The sequence below is a fragment of the Micromonospora sp. CA-249363 genome (genome assembly GCF_050950185.1).
Classification (GTDB): Bacteria; Actinomycetota; Actinomycetes; order Mycobacteriales; family Micromonosporaceae; genus Micromonospora.
In genome coordinates this window covers 6740596-6760017 of record NZ_CP192020.1, presented here as the reverse complement: position 1 = coordinate 6760017, position 19422 = coordinate 6740596, and the positions used below count along the sequence as shown (strand labels likewise).

The window sequence follows — 19422 nt, the reverse complement described above, 5'->3', positions numbered from 1 at the left end:
GGACACGAAGCTGGACATGGCCCTGGACCCGGGTGGCTTCCTCGCCCGGGCGGCCCACCTGTGGACGGCGGACTGGCAGTTCGGCACGCTCCAGAACCAGGCGGCCGGCTACTTCTTCCCGATGGGCCCCTTCTTCCTCCTCGGCGAGGCGGTGGGTCTACCGGCCTGGTTCGTCCAACGGCTCTGGATGGCGGCCCTGCTCTGCGTGGCCCTCACCGGAGTGGTGCGCCTGGCCCGCGCCCTGAACCTGGGCGGGCCGGCGTCGCGTCTGGTCGCCGGCGCGGTGTTCGCCCTCTCGCCCCGCGCGCTGACCCTGGTCGGCACGGTGTCGCTGGAGCTGCTGCCGTACTGCGTCGCACCGTGGGTGCTGCTGCCGCTGGTCAAGGGGGCGGCGGGCGGCTCGCTGCGGCGGGCTGCGGCGCTCAGTGGCCTGGCCGTGGTCTGTATGGGTGGGGCGAACGGCGCCGCCGCGGCCTGCGCCGTGCTGCCGGCGTTCCTCTACGTGGTGACCCGGGCGCCCGGCTGGCGACGGGTCCGGCTGCTGGCCGCGTGGACCGTGGCGGTGGCCGCGGCCACCTTCTGGTGGCTGGTCCCGCTGGTGCTCATGCAGCGCTACGGGTTCTCCTTCCTGCCGTACACCGAGACCTCGGCGGTCACGACGAGCGTGACGTCGCTCCCCGCTGCCATGCGGGGCGCCACCCACTGGGTGGGTTACCTGGCCGTGGACGGGGTGCCCTGGTGGCGCTCCGGATGGGCGCTCGTCACGACGTCCTGGATGGTCGTGCTCACCGGCCTGATCGCCTGCGTCGGCCTGGCCGGGTTGGCCCGCAGGGACCTGCCGGAACGACGATTCCTGCTGGTCAGCGCACTGGTCGGCCTGCTGACCCTGACCGCCGGCAACCTGTCGGACGGCGGCGCGGCCTTCGCCGCCGCCGTACGGGAGGCCCTCGACGGTCCGCTCGCGGCGCTGCGCAACCTGCACAAGTTCGACGTCGTGCTCCGCCTGCCGCTGGCTCTGGCGACCGCGCACATGTTGGACACCGTCGGTCGGATCGCGGTCATCCGCCGGTTCACCCGACCCACCAACATGGCGCCCCGACGGGTGGCGCTGGGCCTCACCGCCATCGCGCTCCTCGCCGTCGCCAGTGGCGCGGGGAGCGCGGGCCTCGCGGCCGGCGGTGGTTTCTGGGCGCTGCCCCAACACTGGCGGCAGGCGACCTCCTGGCTCGACCAGCACGCCGGCCCGGGCAGCACGCTGCTCGTGCCCGGAAGCAACTTCGCCGAGTACAACTGGGGGCGTCCGCTGGACGAGCCCCTGCAACCCCTGCTGGACTCGCCGTGGGCGGTTCGGTCGCTGGTACCGGGCGGATCGGCGGGCAACGCCCGGCTGCTCTCCGCGATCGACGAGCGGCTCGCCGCCGGCACCGCCTCCCCCGGACTGGCGGACGTGCTCGGGCGGCTCGGCGTGCGGTACCTGCTCGTCCGCAACGACCTTCGCCAACCCGTCGGCGGATTCGCCTGGCCGGTCCTCGTGCACCGCGCGCTGGACAGCGCCCCGGGACTGTTCCGGGTGGCCGCGTTCGGCCCCGACAGCGGGGTACGACCGGACTTCGGTGGGGCGTGGGACTACGGGCTGCACGAGCCGTACCAGGCGGTGGAGATCTACCAGGTCGACCGGCCGGCCAGCAGAGCCACGCTGGCCGACGCGGCCCAGCCGCTCAACCTGGTCGGCGCCCCGGAGACGCTGCTGGACCTCAGTGACGCGGGCGTGCTCGGCGACCGACCGGTGCTCCTCGACGGCGACGCCCCGCCGGGCACCGCCGGAGGCACCGTGCTCGCCGACAGCCTGCGCAACCGGGAGGTCGACTTCGGAGTCGTACGCGGCAACACCTCGCGGACGCTGACCGCCGACGAACAACCCGAACCCGCCCACGACATCCTCGACCCGGCGTGGCAGGCGTCGCTCACCTCGTCGGGGTACGCCGGAATCGCCGACGTGCGGGCGTCCACCAGCGCGGCGGACGTCACCGGCCCGGCCGGGCTGCGGGACCCCTCCGCCACGCCGTTCTCCGCCGTGGACGGGGACAGCGGTACGGCCTGGCTGTCCGACGGCGCGCGCAAACCCGTCGGCCAGTGGGTGGAGGTCCGCTTCCCCGAGAAGATCCAGGCCGGATCGGTGGAGGTGCAGGTCGTCGACGACGAGGTCGTCGGTGACCCAGTGACGCGGGTCCGGATCAGCACGGCCGGTGGTTCGTACGTGCACTCGGTGGCCGACGCCGGACGAAAGCCGTTGCGGCTGGCGCTGCCGTCGGGGCGTACGACCTGGGTGCGGGTCACCATCGACGGCGTCGCCGGCCTCGACGTGCCGGGACGCCGCGCGGGCATCCGGGAGCTGCGCGTGCCCGGGGTGAGCCCGCAGCGCTACCTGCGGCTGCCGGATTCCCCCGACACCGCCCGCGCCCCGGAGGTCGTCGCGCTCGCCCGCAAGGCCGGCGACCGCTCGGCTTGCGCCGTCGTCGGCGCCCGCTACCTGTGCGCCCCCGACCTGATCCGGCAGGGCGAGGAGACCGGTCTCGCGCCCCGTCGCTTCGAACTGCCGGCGGCCACGACCCCGCACCTCACCGGCCTGGCCCGCGCCACGCCCGGCACCGCGCTGGCCGTGTACGACGAGCTGATGGGCGGGGAGACCTACGGCACGTCCAGTTCATGGTTCGTCGACCCGGTCGCCTCGTCCCGATCGCTGTCCGACGGGGACGACGGCACCGCCTGGTGGGCCGACCCGAACGACCCGCAACCCACCGTGCGGCTGCGCTGGGCCGGGATCCGGAAGGTGAGCTGGGTACGGCTGCGGTTCGCGTCGACCCTCGTCGCCGCGCCACCCAGAACGGTGCGGATCACCGGCGACAACGGCATCCGCGAGGTGGCGGTCGGCCCGGACGGTGTCGCCCGCTTCCCCGCCCTGCGTACGCGCAGCATCGTCGTGGCCGTGACCTCGACGGTGCCGCGGGTCAACCGCACGACCGCGCTGTTCGAGCCACAGCCGCTGCCCGTCGGCCTCAGCGGGGTGGACGTGGAGGGCGCGCCCGAGGCCAACCAGCCGCGTGACCTCGCCCGTACGGTGACGTTGCCCTGCGGTGCCGGCCCGACGATCGTGGTCAACGGGGTGACGGTGCCGACGACGGCCACGGGCAGCCTCCGTGACCTGCGGGACCTGCGCCCGCTGCGGTACCGGGCCTGCGCACCCGCCCCGAAATCGCGGGCGACGACGAACGACGACCGGGTGGGGCTGCGCGCCGGCCCGAACGAGGTCGCCGCGCCGCCGGACCGGTTCGTGGTCGACACCGTGATCCTCAGCGCTGAACCGCCGCGGCGGTCCACGGCCGAGCCGCCCCGCCGGGCCCTGACGGTGCTCGACTGGGACGACCAGCACCGGTCGATCGACGTCGGCGGGGGCGGCGCCAGTTACCTGGTCGTACCGGAGAACGCCAACCCGGGCTGGCGGGCCACCCTCGACGGCGTCCGGCTCGTACCGACCCGGCTCGACGGGTGGAAACAGGCGTGGTTCGTGCCGTCCGGGGCCGCCGGGCGGGTCCAACTGGTCTTCACACCCGGTGAGCAGTACACCCTCGCTCTGCGCGTGGGCGGGGGACTGCTGCTGCTGTTGCTCGTCGCGGCGCTGCTTCCCGCCCGTCGCCACCGGCCGTCGTACCCCGTGGTCCCGGCGACGATGCCGACCGCGCCGGTGCTCGCACTGGCGGTGCCGGCGCTGCTCGGCGGACTGGTCGGCTTCGGCTGCGCCGTCGTGGTCGTGGCGCTGCACCGACGTCGGGTGCCCACCCCCGGTTGGATCTGGGTGCCGGCGGCGGTGGGTCTATCCGCCTACGGGACCCAGCGGTGGTGGCTGCCCCGGGTCGGGTCGGAACGGCTGGCGGACCTGCTCGTCGTGCTCCCGACCGGCCTGCTCCTCGTCGCGGTCGCCGCCCTCGTGCTGCGGTCCCGTCGGGTCCGCGGACGGTACGAGTCGCGCCGCGAGGGCCGGTTGCGCGGCTGGGCCCGACGCCGCGCCCTGCAACGCGGGCACGGGCGCGCCGATGAGGGCGCCGGCCTCGACGGTGCCGGACCGGCGTCGGTCGTGCCGCCGGGCGAGGACTCGGCGCAGTCGCTGCGTCGGCCGCTCGATGACGTAGTACGTGGCCGTCGCGACGGGGATGGTGAGGGCAAGGGTGAGCACGAGGAGCACCCAGAACGAACTGTTCATGCGGGTGAAGCCGAGCAGGCGGATGCAGACCTCGATGGCGAGGAGATGCCAGAGGAAGATGCCGTAGGAGATCCGGCCGAGGAACCTGATCACCGGCTGGCCGAGGAGCGCTCGGGGCACCCCGCCCGAGCCCGGGCCGACGAGCGGGGCGATCACGCACCAGGCGACGAGCAGGAACACCAGGTGCTCGACGAGCGACTCGACCATCGTGGCGGGGTCGACGCCCCGTGGGCCGGCGATCGGCGTACTGGCGATCCACAGCAGCGCGCCGGCGATGAGCCACGAGGTGCCCGGCGCGAACGTGAAGATACGCAGTCCGCGCGGCGTGGCGGACCACAGGTCCTCGTCGCCTCGCCCGGTACCGCTACCGGCCAGGCCACCGAGGAACGCCGACGGGGACCTGTTCGCCGGCCAGGAGGCGAGCACGGCCAGCATGATGCCGACACCGAACCAGTCGAGAAAGGCGGGTAGCCAGAGGACCGCGAGCCCCGGTAGTGGCGAGTCGGGGCCGTGCGCGTACGCGTTCCAGGTGAGACCGGTGAGGACGAGGACGACGCCGAGAGTCAGGTGGCGTCGAGCTCGCTGAAGCGGGGTCCGACCGCCCATTCGGCGAGCGATCACCGCAATCACCGGCAGCGCCAGGTAGAAACTCGCCTCCGTGGCCAGGCTCCAGGTCTGTTCCATCCCGACCGGGAGTCGCAATGGCTGATAAATCTGTGCCAGCAGGAAGGGGATCGCCCAGTCCCAGACCGACCTGAGGTATTCGATGTTGAGCCACGTCAGTGCGACAGCCGCCATTGCCCAGTAACCGGGCAGAATGCGGAGCGCGCGATGCCAGAGGTATCTCCTAACCGGCGGTTGCGGCTGCCCGTGAATGGCGGCGAGAGCGAATGGCCGGTAGAGGAGGAAGCCCGACAGGGCGAAGAAGATCGCCACCCCGACATCCAGTCTGGCCAGCACACCTGCCAGGCGGGCGAACGAGTTGGTCAACCCGCTGAGAAATGAGACGTGGTGGACGACCACGGCGAGTACGGCGACCGCGCGGAGTCCCTCCAATGCGGGCAGCCAGCCATCCGAACGGACGGTATTGGGCGCGGACTCGCCCACTCGCCCGTTGATCGCGTCGGGTTCGACGGGTCGGCTCACAGTTCCTCGACATCCTATTTGACGGGGTGACCCCACGGCTGCGTGCCGCCGGTGTCGGTACGTCCTCGAAGGACGCGACGGACCATATCCGAAAACGGTCTCGTCATGTACTGTCAGCCGACTAGTCGAGCTTTACAAGGGGAGGAGTTTCATGCGACCTACGTCGGGTGCCATCTTGGTGGCGGCGGGCGCGTTCCTGATCGTCGGGGCGGTGGCGACGCCTCTGACCGTCGCGCCCGCTCTCGTCAAGGTGCCCCTGGACCAGAGTTCGGTGACGGTGTCGACGGCTCAGAACGCGACCGTCTTCGACTTCAAGACACTGTCCGAGCGGAGCGGGGTCAGCCTCACGGCCCACCGCGCCGTACGGGGCGATGTGGAAGCCGGGAACAGCGACCGGGCGGTCTTCAACGTCGGCGTCCGGGTCATCGACGACGCCAAGAACGAGATCACCGTCAACACGGACCGTGTCGCCCTCGACCGGCGGACGGCGGAGGCGGTGGCCTGCTGCGCCGAGGACATCAACGGCGCGGCCTTCAAGCACGAGGGCCTGACCTACACCTTCCCGTTCGGCACGGAGAAGAAGACCTACAAGTACTTCGACAACACCGCTCGCAAGGCGTACCCGGTCAGGTACGTGGGCACCGAGAAGCTCCAGGGCCTGACGGTCTACAAGTTCGAGATGACGGCCGAACCGGTCCAGATCAAGCAGATCGACGTACCGGGACGACTCGTCGACTCGACGGAGCCCACGGTGAGCGCCGGCCTCTTCTACACCAACACCCGCACCCTGTGGGTGGAGCCCGACAGCGGTGTCATCGTGAAGGGCCAGGAGAAGCAGGCGCAGACCCTGCGTGACGCCAGCGGCGTGGACAAGGTCAAGATGATCGACGCGACCCTCGCGTTCAACGAGGACACCCAGAAGCAGCAGGCCAAGGCTGCCAAGGACGCGCGCAACCAGATCAACCTGCTGACCACCGTGGTGCCGATCGCCCTCGGTGTTCTCGGCCTGATCCTGCTCCTGCTCGGTGTGTTCCTCATCGTCCGCGCGACTCGTCGCCGGCCCGACGCGACGCCCCCCGTGGCAGCCGACGACCGTCCGACGACCGACCTGCCGTCGCAGGCCTCGTCGGAGCCGGTCGAGGAGGCCACGGTGCCGGCCGGTGGGCGGCACGCCGCGGAGCGCAGCGAGCCGTAACAACCCACACCACCACCGCACGCCGACCTCGGGGCCGGCCGACCCTCGGGTCGGCCGGCCCTTCCTCGTTCCGGGTCGTGGTTTGTCGCGGATCTCTAGGAGCGCCGCACCGCGTACCGGGTGCACACCCAGTCTTCGGTGTACGGCAGGTCGGGCCGCTGCCCGACGATCCGCCCACCGTTGGTGGAGACCAGTCGCGCCATGTCGGCGTCCGGCACGGCGGTCATGCTCATCGGCGCCGGATAGTTGAGCAGGCGACGTTGCGCCCAGCTGATCAGGCGAAACGGCGCGACCTGCCAGATCAGCCCCTTCGCCGTCCGGGCCGGTTCGGTGGGCAGCCCCACGACTGCGGTTCCGCCGGGTCGCAGGACGCGGAGGAACTCGGCGAGGTAGCGGTCGATGGCGGGTCGTGGCAGGTGCTGCAACACCAGGGCGCTGTAGACCAGGTCGAAGTGGCCGTCGGGGAACTGGCTCAGGTCGGGCGCGTCGTTGAGGACGAACCGGATGTTGCCGGCGCTCCGATCCAGTCGTCGGGCGGTCTCCAGCATGGACGGCGCGATGTCGACGCCGACGACCTCGTCGGCGTACGGGGAGAGCCCCTGGGAGAGCCGGCCGGCGCCACACCCGAAGTCCAGTACGCGCTCCCACCGGGTGGGCAGTCCGAGCTGGCCGAGCCATCCGATCGTCTCCTCGACGTCGGCGCGGCCGGTGACCAGGAACTCGTCGACGTCCCACCGGCCACCCCGCTTGCCGGGCTGAACGAGCACGGCCCAGAGCGGATCCTCGGCGCCCAGCTTGGTCCAGTCGCGTCGTACGTCGTTCAGATTCACGCCGAAACCCTAGGGCATCGGGTGCCCTGCCGGCGGGGATGTTCGGATCGGGACGGTCACCCGAACGGCTCGCCCTGACCTGGGCACTTTACATCCGTTACCTGATTGTAATCCGTCGATGTGTTGGTGACCCTCTGTCGCCAGACCGAGGGTTTATGCGCGATCTATTGTGTTCGGGGACGATTTGCGAGCCACCGAATACGAACACATCGTGACCCCGACCTGCCTCTGGGTCGTCGTTGTGTTACCGCCGGGTAATCAAGGGGTTGTGGGCCGTGCCGCGCCGGGTGCACGATCAGGCTCGATCGTTACCCGCCGGGGATAGAAGACGGGCACTGCGTGGACCGCCGCGAACGGCCGCCGCGCACATCCACCCCCAGGAGGAACCCGTGCAGGATCGTTTGGACAACCAGGGTCGTATCCGGTGGCGGCGGTTCGCCGCCATGATGGTGCCCACCACGGCCGCTGCCGGCGCCATCCTCTTCGGCATGTCGACCGGCGCGATCGCGTCCGACATCACCGTCTCCGGGCAGACGTTCAAGATCGGCGCGGACCGCCTGGAGGGCGACGGCTTCACCCAGTACGGCGGCGTCGTCAAGGAGAAGGGCAAGGACGGCAAGAGTGGGACCGTGCATCCCGTCGCCCTCTCCGAGATCCGCAGCGCCGACCTCTACAACCTCTGCCAGTCCGTCCGGGCCGACCTGCCCGGCATGCCGGTGGTGCTCACCATCAACGCCGGCGAGGGCAAGCAGCCCGCCCACGCCGACGGCCTCCTGATCGCCATGGACTCGCTCGACGGCAACGCGACCTTCACCACCATCAAGATCGGTCGCGACGCCACCGACCTGAACCCGACGGCGCAGAGGGGTTCGTTCGGCCAGAACGCGGACCACGTGACCATCACCGACCTCAAGCAGGTGTCCCGGTACACGACCGCGGCGACCTTCAACCTGGTCGGGCTGCGGCTCAAGGTGAACGTGGGCGACGACGCCAAGGGCAAGGAGTGCTTCTGAGCTGAGCGCGGCCTGTGGCGCCCGCCCCACCCCCGTCCCGCCAGGAGGAGTACGTGACAACCGCCAACCCGTCCCATGTCCGGCCGAGCAGTGTGGCCCAGGCGTGGCGGAGGTTCCGTGGCTGGCGACGGAGCCGGCCGTTCTGGGGCGGTCTGCTCACCGTCCTGGCCGGCGTGGAGATGTTCGCCTCCACCCGGATGACCCTCAACGGCCTGAGCTTCCACAGCGGCGCCAGCGGGCTTCTCTCGCTGCTGATCCCGGTCATCCTGGTGACCTGCGGCCTGCTGCTCTGGTTCTCACCGGGACAGCGGCTGTTCTACTCGATCGTCGCGGCGGTCACCGCGGTCTACGCGCTGATCGGGCTCAACCTCGGTGGCTTCTTCGTCGGCCTGCTGCTCGGCATCGTCGGCAGCGCGCTCGCCTTCGCCTGGACGCCGACCCGCCCGGCACCCGACGCGACCGAGCCGACCACGACCGAGCCCGCCGAGGTCGAGCCCACCGTGACCGAATCGGACGCCGCCGTGGACGGGCCCGGGCGGAGCGTCGATCCGCGTACCTTCGGCATGGTCCTGGCGGTGCTCGGCCTCGTCAGCGGCGGCCTGGCCGTCCAGCCCCGGCCCGTGCAGGCCGCACCGATCCGTGCCGCCGCCGTCTGCCCGACCCCGCCCCGGCCGGCGAACCCGTCACCGACCCCCGGCGCGGTGACGCCGACGCCGAGCGCGAGTCCGGAGCGGGACGGCAACATCGTCACCGACATCCTGGACGGGATCGGTGACCTGCTCACCGGTGGCCACCGCCGCACCACCGCGACACCCACGACGAGTCCCACCCCCTCGGCAAAGCCGGCCGCCACACCGACGGCCCGCGCCGGGTCCACGACCTGCCCCGGCCCGGGCCGCCCGGACCGCCCGGGCGCGACAAAGCCGGGTACGACGCCCCCGGGTGCGGCGACCCCCGGCACGGCGCAGCCGGGCAAGCCGTTGCCGCGTATCGCCGCCGACCCGAACCTGCCCCGGGTGGCGCAGACTCCGTCGAAGCTCACCGGCTCGTCGGTGCGCATGACCGGGCTGCGCTTCGACGGAATCACCGAGTTGCAGACCGAGAAGGGCACCCTCGAGGTGCTGAAGTTCAGCATGCGTGAGGCGGTGACGGACGACTTCCTGCTGCGGGCCGATGGGCCGCAGGGGCGCAACCAGCGGTACGCGACCGACCGCCTGACCGTCACCGGGAACGTGGCCTTCTACGCCACCCGGTTCGTCGGCAAGCTGCTCGGCATCAGGGTCACCCTGACGCCCGACCTGCCACTGCCGGACGGACTCCCGGTCACCTCGCCCATCCCGATCACGTTCACCGACCCGGTCATCGACCTGGCCTACGTCACCAGCAACACCCTCACGGCGCGGCCGGCACTGGCGTTGACCCTCGGCTGAGCGGCGGACGATCCGGCCCGGTCACACATCGGGACGCGTGGGCTGTGCCAGCAGGAACAGAAGGATCAACGCGGCCATCGTCGCGACGACGCCAAGAAGCCACGCCACGGCCACGACGACCACGGTCCGGTTGCTGCCAGGGGAAGGCGGGAGCGCTCTGCGGCCGTAGAAACCCAGGCACAGAAGCGCGAGCCACAGTGGGACCAGTAGGGGAGCGAGCGCCGGCCAGATGGGCCAGACCGGCTCGGTGCGCAGGTCCGGGCCGTCTACCAGCACATTCCAGGTGAAGGTCACCCCCGGGAGCAGGCCGACCGTCACGAGGGTGCCGACCAGCAGGGGTGCGGGTGGCTGCCGCCGCGACACCAGCCAGAACAGAACCACGCCGGTCGCGGCACCGAGAAGAGTGCCGGCGATCGTGAAGGCGGTGAACCCGGCCGGCGGCTCCGGGCCGACATCGAGCTGAACCCCGCTCGCCGAATGCTCGAGTGCGACGGTCACGCCGTCCCGGGTGGCCGACCAGTTGTCGCAGAGGTACCCGGTCGTACGGCTTATGCCGTGCCACCCTTGCGCGGCGATGTTGTGCCCCGCCTGCTTAGAGAGCGCGCAGTCGTCAGCGCTGGTGTACCAGAACGTTGTCCGTCCCGAGCCAACGTCGTCGGCGGCGAAGCCGACACCCCACCGAGAGCCGGGCACGACCTGATCCGTGTTGGACGGCGACGCGTTGGGCAGCACCTTGCCCGCCACATCCCGGGCCTGGGCGTAGGTGGGCGGTGTGACACCCCGGCCGCCGAACCAGGAGCCCAGGCTGAGACCGACAGTGCCCAGCAGCAGCGCACCGAGCAGCGACATCGCGACGCGCCGAAGCCGAGGACTCACCTCGTACACCCCTGACTCGACAGGACGGCTCCGCCGCCGGGAGTTCGTTGTATCCCCGGCGGACGGAGCCGTCAAGGCTCGCCAGCTGTCCTAGAGTCGGGCCAGCGCCTTGCGCAGCGGGTCGAGGCCCAGCGCACCCAGGTCCAGCGCCTGCCGGTGGAACTCCCGCAGGTCGAAGTCGGCGCCCTTGCGAGCCATGGCGTCCTCGCGGGCCTGCAACCAGATCCGCTCACCCACCTTGTACGACGGCGCCTGCCCCGGCCAGCCCAGGTAGCGGTTCAGCTCGAAGCGCAGGTTCTCGTCCGGCACCCGGCAGTGCGCCCGCATGAACTCCCAACCCAGCTCGGGCGTCCACCGCTCGCCCGGGTAGAAGCCGAACGGATTGTCCTTCGGGATCTCCAGCTCCAGGTGCATGCCGATGTCGACGATCACCCGCGCGGCGCGCATCGCCTGGCCGTCGAGCATGCCCAGCTTGTCGCCCGGGTCCTGAAGGTAACCCAGCTCGTCCATCAGCCGCTCGGCGTAGAGCGCCCAGCCCTCGCCGTGCCCCGAGACCCAGCAGAGCAGCCGCTGCCAGCGGTTGAGCAGGTCGGCCCGGACAGCCGTCTGGGCGACCTGAAGGTGGTGCCCCGGCACGCCCTCGTGGTAGACCGTCGTCACCTCGCGCCAGGTGGAGAAGTCGGTGATGCCCTGTGGCACCGCCCACCACATCCGACCCGGGCGCGAGAAGTCCTCGCTCGGCCCGGTGTAGTAGATGGCCCCGTCGCTGGTCGGCGCGAGGAGGCACTCGATCCGGCGGACCTGCTCCGGGATGTCGAAGTGGGTGCCGTGCAGCTCGGCGATGGCCTTGTCGGCGAGCGCCTGCATCCAGTCGCGGAACGCCTCCTTGCCCTGGATCGTGCGCGCCGGGTCGGCGTCGAGCCTCGCCACCGCCTCGTCGACCGTCGCACCCGAACCGGCGATGCGCCCGGCCACGACCCGCATCTCCGCCTCCAGGCGGGCCAGCTCCGCGAAGCCCCAGGCGTACGTCTCGTCGAGGTCGATCTTCGCGCCGAGGAAGTACTGCGATGCGAGTTCGTAGCGCTCCCGGCCGGCGGCCTGCTTGTCGCGCCCGTACGGAGCCAGCTCGGCCCGCAGGAACTGGCCGAACTCGGCGGTCGCCGCGGTGGCCGCCGCCGCGCCCCTGCGCAGCTCGGCGGCGAGGGTGCCCTCTGCCCCCAGCCGCTCGACCAGAGCGTGGAAGAAGTTGTCCCCGCTCGGGTCGGTCCAGATGTCACACTGCTTGGCCACCTCGACGAGCTGCACCTTCGAGCTGACCTGCCCGTTGGCGAGCGCCTCACGCAGCGTGGTCTTGTAGCCCTCCAGCGCCCCGGCGAGGCCGTTGAGCCGGGTGGCGATGTTGGCCTGCTCGTCGGCCGTCGCCGTCGGCATCAGGTCGAACACCATACGGACCTCGTGCAGCCCGCTGGTGATCACGCTGACCTCGCTGGTCGTCTCACCGGCCTCGTAACGGGCCAGGTCGAGACCGAGCCGCTCCTGCATGGCCTCCTTGGCGGTGCGCTCCGCCTCGGTGTCCGGCTCGGCCGCCTCCAGCTCGGCGAGCGTCTCGCGGGTCAGGTCGGCGCGCGCCCGGTATCCGTCGGGCGAGAGGTCGTCGAGCTTGTTGTCGTGGCCGGCGATGCCGACGTAGGTCGCGCCGGTCGGGCTCAACGGCGCCCACTTGTCCACGTAGCGGTTGGCGATTTCATCAATTCGTCCCACGGTGCGACACTACGTGACCACCCGGTCCGGATGTCGATGTCAATTGTCGTGTCCAAGCAGCGGAAAGTCGGACGACTTTGTCGCACCCCTCCGGCAGAGTGTCAGGGGTGAACACCGACATCGCTCCTGACAGGGCCCCGCTGCGCGCCTGGTTGCCGGGCTTCTTCGCCCTCGCCGCCATCTGGGGTTCCAGCTTCCTGTTCATCAAGGTCGGCGTGGCCGAGCTGCACCCCGTGCAGCTGACCCTCTACCGCGTCGGCGCCGGCGCGCTGACCCTGCTGATCGTCCTCGCGGTGCTGCGCGACCGGCTGCCCCGTGAGCCCCGGGTGTGGGCGCACCTGACCGTCGTCGCCGCGTTCGGCGTGGCCGTGCCGTTCACCCTCTTCGGTTACGGCGAGCAACGGGTCGAGTCGATGCTCGCCGGCATCTGGAACGCGACGACGCCGTTGATCGTGCTGCCCCTCGCGGTGCTGGTGTTCCGGACCGAGCGGTTGACCCTACGCCGAGCGATCGGCCTCGGGCTGGGCTTCGTCGGCGTGCTCGTCGTGCTCGGGGTCTGGGAGGGCATCGGCGGGGCGCACTTCGTCGGGCAGATGATGTGCTTCGGGGCAGCGGCCTGCTACGGCGTCTCCATCCCGTACCAGAAGCGCTTCATCGCGGGCAGCACGCACTCGGGGCTGTCCCTGTCCGCGGCGCAGTTGCTGCTCGCCGCCGCGCAACTCGCCATCGTCACCCCGTTCGTCGCGGGCGCGCCGCCGCTGCCCACCGAGCTGTCGCTGAAGGTCGTGGCCGCCGTCCTGGCCCTCGGTGCGCTCGGCACCGGGCTCGCCTTCGTCATCAACATGCGCAACATCCGAGTGGCCGGCGCGAGCACCGCGTCCACCGTCACGTACCTGATTCCGATCTTCGCGGTGCTGATCGGCGCGGTGGTGCTCGACGAGCGGCTCAACTGGCACCAGCCGGTCGGCGCGCTCATCGTGCTGTCGGGCGTCGCGGTCGCGCAGGGCGTGCTCGGCCGTCGGACGCCCCGGCCGGTCGTCGGCGCGGATGCACCCGCCGCGCCCCCAGCGCCCCCAGCGCCCCCAGCGCCCCCAGCGCCCGCGGCGCCCGAGGCCGAGCCCGCCCGTCGCTGACAACGCCGGGACCGGACCCGTCGCGCCGCGCTGACCCGCACCGGTCAGGCCCGGTCGCGCGTCCACTCCACCAGCTGCTCGGCCGACCAGGTGTTGATCACCCGGTCGGCCGGCACGCCGCAGCGCGCGGCCCGCTCGCAGCCGAACCGCTGCCAGTCGAGCTGGCCGGGCGCGTGCGCGTCCGTGTCGATCGCGAAGCGGCAGCCCGCTTCCAGGGCGCGGCGGATCAGCCGCTTCGGTGGATCCTGCCGCTCCGGCCGGGAGTTGATCTCGACAGCGGTGTCGTGCTCCGCGCAGGCGGCGAAGACGGCGTCCGCGTCGAAGTCGCTCTCCGGGCGGGTCCGGGCCCGGTGCCCCTTGTCACCCGGACCGGTCACCCCCGCCGGCCGGGACGACACCATCCGACCGGTGACGTGACCGAGGATGTCCAGGTGCGGGTTGGCGACCGCCTTCAGCATGCGCCGGGTCATCTTCGACCGCTCGTCCTTCAGGCCGCTGTGCACCGAGCCGACCACCACATCGAGTCGCGCCAGCAACTCCTCGTCCTGATCGAGCGAGCCGTCGGCGAGGATGTCCACCTCGATGCCGGTGAGGATCCGGAAACCCTCCGGCAGCGCAGCGTTGACCTGCGCCACGTAATCGAGCTGACGGCGCAGCCGCGCCGCGGTCAGCCCTCGGGCCACGGTCAGTCGGGGCGAGTGGTCGGTCAACACCAGGTACTCGTGACCCAACTCGACCGCGGCCAGCGCCATCTCCTCGATGGGTGAGCCGCCGTCGGACCAGTCCGAGTGGGTGTGGCAGTCGCCCCTCAGGGCGGCGCGCAGCGCCGTGGCCTCGGCATCCAGGTCGCTGCCCTCGGTCGCCACCAGCCGGCGTAGATAGACCGGTTCCTCACCGGCCAGGGACTCCGTCACGCAGCGGGCCGTCACATCGCCCACGCCGGTCAGTTCGGTGAGGGTGCCGTTGCCGGCCCGTTCGGCGATCTCGGCCGCCGACAGGCCGGCCAGCGCCGTGGCCGCCGAACGGAACGCCCGTACGCGGTAGGTGGCCTCGTTGGCCCGCTCCAACAGGAAGGCGATCCGACGCAGGTCGGCGATCGGGTCCCGGGCAGCCATGTCAGGGAGCCTTCGGGCAGCCGTGTTCGCGTTGCCACGCGGTCACCTCGGCGGCCGGTTCCCGGTTGCCGCCGCGCCGCCACGAGTCCAGGTAGCGGGCCGGCCAGAGCACACCGCGCCGGATCCACCACCCGTCCTTACCGGTGCACGGCGGCGAGATCCCGAAGTGCACGTGACAGACGTTGTTCGCGTTGCCGGTCCGACCGACCTTGCCGAGCTGCTGTCCGGCTCGGACACGGACCCCCGCCTCGATGCCGGACGAGACGACGCTCAGGTGCGAGCCGTAGTAGCGCACCCCGTCGTCACCGAGCAGCGACACCGACAGGCCGCCGTTGTCCGGGCCCTGCGGTCCGCTCTTGGAGTACCTGTCGACGCGGCTCACCTCCAGCACCTTGCCGTCGGTCACCGCCACGAACGGCTGACCGCAGTTGGCGAACAGGTCCGTCGCCGGGTACGCCCCGTGCGTCGGGTGGTAGTCCACGTTGTCGGCGCGTACCGGAAAGACATGCCGCAGCCCGGCGCGGGGCGCGCTCGGCGACGGCTTGGCCGACGACGGCGTCGGGCTGGCCGGGCGGGTCGCTGCCGGCGCGGTCGTCGGGGCCGCGGGCTGCTCACCGGTCGCCCAGACCGCCGAGGGCGACGGCGCGGCGGCGTCCGGCGGCACCCCCGGCCGGGTGGTCGCGCAGCCGGCGGCCAGCACCGGGGCGAGCAGCAACAGGATCGGGTACGCCGGACGCACGCGGCGACCGATCGTCGGCGAGGGCATTCGGCCATCCTGACAGACCGGTACCGTGGGGACGAGCGACGCGCGTGAGGGAGGGCAGCCGGTGAGCATCGCCCAACCCGACTCCGTCCCGGATCCGGCTGCCGCTCGGCCGGCGTCGCGTACCCCGTCGGGTCTCTTTCCGGCCGGACCACCCGCCAGGCCGACCTACCGCGAACCGCACCCGGTGACCGGCGGCGGTGTCGCCTCCGGCGGCGGCGCGGCCGCCGCCTGGCTTCTGCTGTTCGGGCTCCTCGGCACCGACGTGGTGAGTTACGCGTGGTGGACGGTGGTGGCCGGCCTGCTGGCGTGGCTGACCGCCCTGGTGCTGGTGCGGTACGGCGACCGCGGAGTGGCCACGGGCGTGGCCATCGTGACCGCCGGCGGCTGGAGCATCGCCGCGGCCGTGGTGGCGGTGCGCTGGGCTACCAGCGGTGACTGGCCGTTGTGGTGAGGCAGCCCCGACCGGCCCGGATCGGGGCGTGGACGACTGCGCCGCGTGCCCGGTTGGCTGCGTAGCGAACGCCGTCTTGACGTGGCCGCCGAGACTCGGCACGCTCGGCACTATGGCCTGGACCACCCCGCGGCAGGACCCGGATCGCAACCGCCGCCGCCTCCAGTTGCTCGCCGAGTTGGCGGGCGCACGGGCGGTACGCCAGCGCAGCCGGCCGCAGCGACAGCGCACCGAGCGTCTACGCCAACTCATCGCCACCCGCCGTCGGGTAGCCGGCTGATCTCGACTTTGTCAGGTTTGGCCGGCGTCTCGGGGCGTTGACCGGTCGCCTGCCGACCCGACCGGCTAACGTGCACCCTTGACGAGTCGGCGCTGTGCCGAGGGCTTTTGGGGGAACCGTGTCGTACTTCGCTGCGGCCGTGGTGCGTGATGACAGTGGCTGGACCGCGACCGAGGTCAACCTACGGGGTGCCACCGACATCGACGAGGTCGCCGACCGGCTGCGCGACGTCGACCAGGAAGCCGACGTGTCGCTGCTCTTCGTCGAGGCCGACGACGCGTACCTGGTGATCCTGCGTCTCGACGAGGGCGAGGACCTGCGGGTCTTCGGATCGGACTCGGCGTACGCCGAGGAGTCCCGGCTGGGTCAGCTGCTGGTCGGTGACCTGAAGACGTCGGTGACCGGGCTCGACGGCGACGACGAGCCGCGCCCCGCCGGCGGCGGTGACGAGGAGAGCGAGCAGCCCGCCGTCGACCCGGAGGCCGATCCGGTGGGCGACGCCGACCTGCTCGCCAACCTGGGCATCTCCGCGCAGAAGCTGCTGACGCTCTGCGGCCACGAGGGGATGTTGCCGGCGGACGTCACCGCCGAGATCTGCGAGGTGCTCGGCTGCGCCGACGAGGTCGAGGAGCTGCGTGAGGTCTGAGCCGGCCGACGCCACCGACCCCGCGTTGGAGACGATCCGGCCGGGCCAGCCGACGCCCGGATCGGTGCGGCGCGCCGGGCCGGGTGCGAGCGAGGGCCTGGCCGACCCCGGTGGAATCGGGCGACGGCAGCGGCACGAGCTGTGGATGCGCCGAGCCCTGGAGGTCGCCGTCACCGATCCGACGACCCCCGGCGGTGGCATCGACGACATACCCGTCGGCGCCGTGCTCTACGGCCCGGACGGCGTCGAGTTGGCGATCGGGCGCAACGAGCGGGAGCTGACCGGCGACCCCACCGCCCACGCCGAGGTGCTGGCCCTGCGTCGGGGGGCCGAACGCATCGGCGAGTGGCGGCTGGACGGCTGCACGCTTGTGGTCACGCTGGAACCGTGCACCATGTGCGCGGGCGCACTGGTGCTGGCCCGGGTCTCCACGGTCGTCTTCGGCGCGTGGGAACCCAAGACCGGCGCGGCCGGCTCGCTCTGGGACGTGCTGCGCGATCGCCGGCTCAACCATCGTCCCGAGGTGTACGGCGGCGTGCTGGAGGCTGAGACCGCCGCCGTGCTGCGCGCCTTCTTCCGCTGACACCCCGCGCGGGGAAACGGTGGTCAGAGCGCGGGTAGGGTGACCGTGACGACCAGGCCGCCGCCCGGGCGGGGATGTGCCTCGGCGGTGCCGCCGTGGGCCCGGGCCACCGCGCGGACGATCGACAACCCCAACCCGAAACCACGTGTACCGGCCACCCGCTCGCGTGACAGCCGGCGGAACGGCTGGAACATCGTCTCGACGTCGTAGCCGGCGATCACCGGTCCGGTGTTGGTCACCGTCAGGGTGGGTCGCCCGTCCACCAGGGCGGTGCGCACCTCGACCCATCCGTCGCCGGCCAGGTTGTGCCGCAGCGCGTTCTCCACCAGGTTGAACGTCAGCCGTTCCAACAGCACCGGGTCGCCGTGGGTCGGCGCCGGCGCGAGCGACCGGTGCACCGGCAGGTCGGGCGCCTGCCTGCCGGCCTGGTCGATCACGTGCGCACAGACCTCCGCCAGGTCGACCGCCGTACGCTCGGTCAGCTCGTTTTCCGAGTCGGCGAGGGTCAGCAGCCCGTCGATGAGCCGTTCGTGCCGCTCGTTGACCGCCAGCAGCGACTCGCCCAACCTACGGGTCTCCTCCGGCGCGTCCGGCCGCGTCACCGCCAACTCCACCAGAGCACGGTTCAAGGCCAACGGCGTACGCAGCTCGTGCGAGGCGTTCGCCACGAACCGGCGCTGCCCGTCGAAGGAACGGTCCAACCGTTCCAGCATCTCGTCGAACGTGTCGGCGAGTTCGCGCACCTCGTCACGGGGACCGGCGAGCGCGATCCGCTCGTGCAGACCCCGACCGGCGGTGTCCGCTCCGGCGATCCGGCGGGCCGTGCCGGTGATCTGGAGCAGGGGTTGCAAGGCCCGACCGGCGAGCAGCCAGCCGAACGCGATCGCCACCGTCGACACCACGATCAACGCGATGCCGCCCTGAGTGAGCAGCGACTCCAACGCGTTGCGCTTCGCCTCGTCCTGCACCTCCTGCAACAGGGAGCGCAGGTTGTCCACGTTCTGCCCGCTGGGCGTCGTGGGGGAGGTCTTGGGCAGGTCGCGCAGGCTCACCCCGAACGGCTGCGCCGTCCGCTGATCCACCAGCACGTACGTGACGGCGAGCAGGACCACGCCGGCCAACAGGAAGAGCCCGCCGTAGATGAGGGTGAGGCGGGCGCGGATCGTGAGGCGTTTCATCGGATCTGGTACCCCGCCCCGGGAACCGTCTCGATCACCGGCGGGTCGCCGAGTTTGCGGCGCAACTTCATGACGGTCACCCGGACCACGTTGGTGAACGGGTCGATGTGCTCGTCCCACGCGCGTTCCAGCAGCTCCTCGGCGGAGACCACCGCGCCGTCGGCGCGCAGCAACTCGGCCAGCACCGCGAACTCCTTGCGGGACAGCGCCACGTGCCGGTCGTCCCGGCGTACCTCGTGGCGGGCCGGGTCGAGCTGGATCCCGGCGCGGCGCAACGTCGGCGGCGCCGCCGGGCGGGACCGGCGGGTCAACGCGTGCACCCGCGCCGACAACTCCACCAGGGCGAACGGCTTGGTCAGGTAGTCGTCGGCACCGAGCGCCAACCCCGCCACCCGCTCCCGGACCGCCGCTGACGCGGTCAACATCAGCACCCGGATCTCGCCGCCCGCGTTCACGATTGCCCGGCACACGTCGTCGCCGTGCACCACCGGCAGGTCCCGGTCCAGGACCACCACGGCGTACTCGTTGACACCCAGCCGCTCCAGCGCGGCCTCCCCGTCGTACGCCACGTCGACCGCGAACGACTCGCGGCGCAGCCACTCGGCGATCGCGTCCGCCAGCACGGTCTCGTCCTCGACCACCAGCACTCTCACCCCTCAATGGTGCTCGAAGTGCGGTAACGGCGGCATAACCGCCGACGGTAACGCCGGGGATACGCCCGTTGCCGTGCACTAGGTGTCACGTTCGGCGAACCGCGCCGG

Annotated in this window: 16 protein-coding genes and 1 pseudogene; 9 read left to right on the top strand and 8 right to left on the bottom strand. The window is 71.7% G+C overall.

Annotated features, from left to right (window positions below; genetic code table 11):
• Positions 1-16: 16 nt before the first annotated feature.
• Positions 17-3028 (top strand): annotated as a pseudogene (locus ACQPZK_RS30410) (alpha-(1->3)-arabinofuranosyltransferase domain-containing protein); the annotation flags it as partial.
• Positions 3029-3871: 843 nt separating this feature from the next.
• Here the strand turns inward: ACQPZK_RS30410 and ACQPZK_RS30405 are convergent.
• Positions 3872-5281 (bottom strand): acyltransferase family protein, encoded by a 1410-nt coding sequence (locus ACQPZK_RS30405; protein ID WP_433539368.1) that lies wholly within the window; start codon positions 5279-5281, stop codon positions 3872-3874.
• Between the two features lie 274 nt (positions 5282-5555).
• On the opposite strand from ACQPZK_RS30405, the gene ACQPZK_RS30400 reads away from it, so the two are divergent.
• Positions 5556-6599, top strand: a complete 1044-nt coding sequence (locus ACQPZK_RS30400; protein ID WP_433536154.1) for a DUF3068 domain-containing protein — start codon at positions 5556-5558, stop codon at positions 6597-6599.
• A 95-nt stretch (positions 6600-6694) separates the two neighbouring features.
• On the opposite strand, the gene ACQPZK_RS30395 is transcribed toward ACQPZK_RS30400, so the two are convergent.
• A complete protein-coding gene (locus ACQPZK_RS30395; RefSeq protein ID WP_433536153.1) occupies positions 6695-7429 on the bottom strand; it encodes a class I SAM-dependent methyltransferase in 735 nt (244 codons plus the stop codon).
• A gap of 389 nt (positions 7430-7818) precedes the next feature.
• Here ACQPZK_RS30395 and ACQPZK_RS30390 point away from each other — a divergent pair, with 389 nt between their 5' ends.
• Both ACQPZK_RS30390 and ACQPZK_RS30385 read left to right on the top strand, forming a co-directional pair.
• Positions 7819-8442: a DUF6230 family protein gene (locus ACQPZK_RS30390; RefSeq protein WP_433536152.1), complete on the top strand. Its 624-nt coding sequence runs from the start codon at positions 7819-7821 to the stop codon at positions 8440-8442.
• A gap of 53 nt (positions 8443-8495) precedes the next feature.
• Entirely contained in the window at positions 8496-9872 is a 1377-nt protein-coding gene (locus ACQPZK_RS30385; RefSeq protein ID WP_433536151.1) for a DUF6114 domain-containing protein, read from the top strand.
• A 21-nt stretch (positions 9873-9893) separates the two neighbouring features.
• On the opposite strand, the gene ACQPZK_RS30380 is transcribed toward ACQPZK_RS30385, so the two are convergent.
• Both ACQPZK_RS30380 and ACQPZK_RS30375 read right to left on the bottom strand, forming a co-directional pair.
• The gene (locus tag ACQPZK_RS30380; protein WP_433536150.1) at positions 9894-10748 is read right to left on the bottom strand and encodes a hypothetical protein; all 855 of its coding nucleotides are present in this window, start codon (positions 10746-10748) and stop codon (positions 9894-9896) included.
• 90 nt (positions 10749-10838) lie between these two features.
• Positions 10839-12509: a DUF885 domain-containing protein gene (locus ACQPZK_RS30375; RefSeq protein ID WP_433536149.1), complete on the bottom strand. Its 1671-nt coding sequence runs from the start codon at positions 12507-12509 to the stop codon at positions 10839-10841.
• 107 nt (positions 12510-12616) lie between these two features.
• Between ACQPZK_RS30375 and ACQPZK_RS30370 the strand changes: the two genes are divergently transcribed.
• On the top strand, positions 12617-13642 hold the full coding sequence (locus ACQPZK_RS30370; RefSeq protein ID WP_433536148.1) for a DMT family transporter: 1026 nt from the start codon (positions 12617-12619) through the stop codon (positions 13640-13642).
• Between the two features lie 44 nt (positions 13643-13686).
• Here the strand turns inward: ACQPZK_RS30370 and ACQPZK_RS30365 are convergent, their stop codons facing one another.
• Both ACQPZK_RS30365 and ACQPZK_RS30360 read right to left on the bottom strand, forming a co-directional pair.
• On the bottom strand, positions 13687-14757 hold the full coding sequence (locus ACQPZK_RS30365) for a PHP domain-containing protein (protein ID WP_433536147.1): 1071 nt from the start codon (positions 14755-14757) through the stop codon (positions 13687-13689).
• Between the two features lies 1 nt (position 14758).
• A complete protein-coding gene (locus ACQPZK_RS30360; protein WP_433536146.1) occupies positions 14759-15523 on the bottom strand; it encodes a M23 family metallopeptidase in 765 nt (254 codons plus the stop codon).
• 61 nt (positions 15524-15584) lie between these two features.
• Here ACQPZK_RS30360 and ACQPZK_RS30355 point away from each other — a divergent pair, with 61 nt between their 5' ends.
• From ACQPZK_RS30355 to ACQPZK_RS30340, 4 genes are all read left to right on the top strand, one after another.
• Positions 15585-15974 (top strand): hypothetical protein, encoded by a 390-nt coding sequence (locus ACQPZK_RS30355; protein WP_433536145.1) that lies wholly within the window; start codon positions 15585-15587, stop codon positions 15972-15974.
• A gap of 112 nt (positions 15975-16086) precedes the next feature.
• On the top strand, positions 16087-16254 hold the full coding sequence (locus ACQPZK_RS30350) for a hypothetical protein (protein ID WP_167626078.1): 168 nt from the start codon (positions 16087-16089) through the stop codon (positions 16252-16254).
• Positions 16255-16372: 118 nt separating this feature from the next.
• On the top strand, positions 16373-16900 hold the full coding sequence (locus tag ACQPZK_RS30345; RefSeq protein WP_433536144.1) for a tRNA adenosine deaminase-associated protein: 528 nt from the start codon (positions 16373-16375) through the stop codon (positions 16898-16900).
• Positions 16901-17045: 145 nt separating this feature from the next.
• On the top strand, positions 17046-17483 hold the full coding sequence (locus ACQPZK_RS30340) for a nucleoside deaminase (protein WP_433539367.1): 438 nt from the start codon (positions 17046-17048) through the stop codon (positions 17481-17483).
• 23 nt (positions 17484-17506) lie between these two features.
• Here the strand turns inward: ACQPZK_RS30340 and ACQPZK_RS30335 are convergent, their stop codons facing one another.
• Positions 17507-18661, bottom strand: coding sequence for a sensor histidine kinase (locus ACQPZK_RS30335; protein WP_433536143.1), 1155 nt, complete (start codon positions 18659-18661; stop codon positions 17507-17509).
• Complete coding sequence (locus ACQPZK_RS30330; RefSeq protein WP_433536142.1) at positions 18658-19314, bottom strand: response regulator transcription factor; 657 nt, start codon at positions 19312-19314, stop codon at positions 18658-18660. The genes ACQPZK_RS30335 and ACQPZK_RS30330 overlap by 4 nt, the downstream gene beginning before the upstream one ends.
• Positions 19315-19422: the final 108 nt, after the last annotated feature.

Bases quoted from the DNA above. Each gene is read 5' to 3' on its own strand.
- ACQPZK_RS30360 (WP_433536146.1), bottom strand. From the start codon at position 15,523: ATGCCCTCGCCGACGATCGGTCGCCGCGTGCGTCCGGCGTACCCGATC.
- ACQPZK_RS30340 (WP_433539367.1), top strand. From the start codon at position 17,046: ATGCGCCGAGCCCTGGAGGTCGCCGTCACCGATCCGACGACCCCCGGC.
- ACQPZK_RS30350 (WP_167626078.1), top strand. From the start codon at position 16,087: ATGGCCTGGACCACCCCGCGGCAGGACCCGGATCGCAACCGCCGCCGC.
- ACQPZK_RS30400 (WP_433536154.1), top strand. From the start codon at position 5,556: ATGCGACCTACGTCGGGTGCCATCTTGGTGGCGGCGGGCGCGTTCCTG.
- ACQPZK_RS30365 (WP_433536147.1), bottom strand. From the start codon at position 14,757: ATGGCTGCCCGGGACCCGATCGCCGACCTGCGTCGGATCGCCTTCCTG.
- ACQPZK_RS30335 (WP_433536143.1), bottom strand. From the start codon at position 18,661: ATGAAACGCCTCACGATCCGCGCCCGCCTCACCCTCATCTACGGCGGG.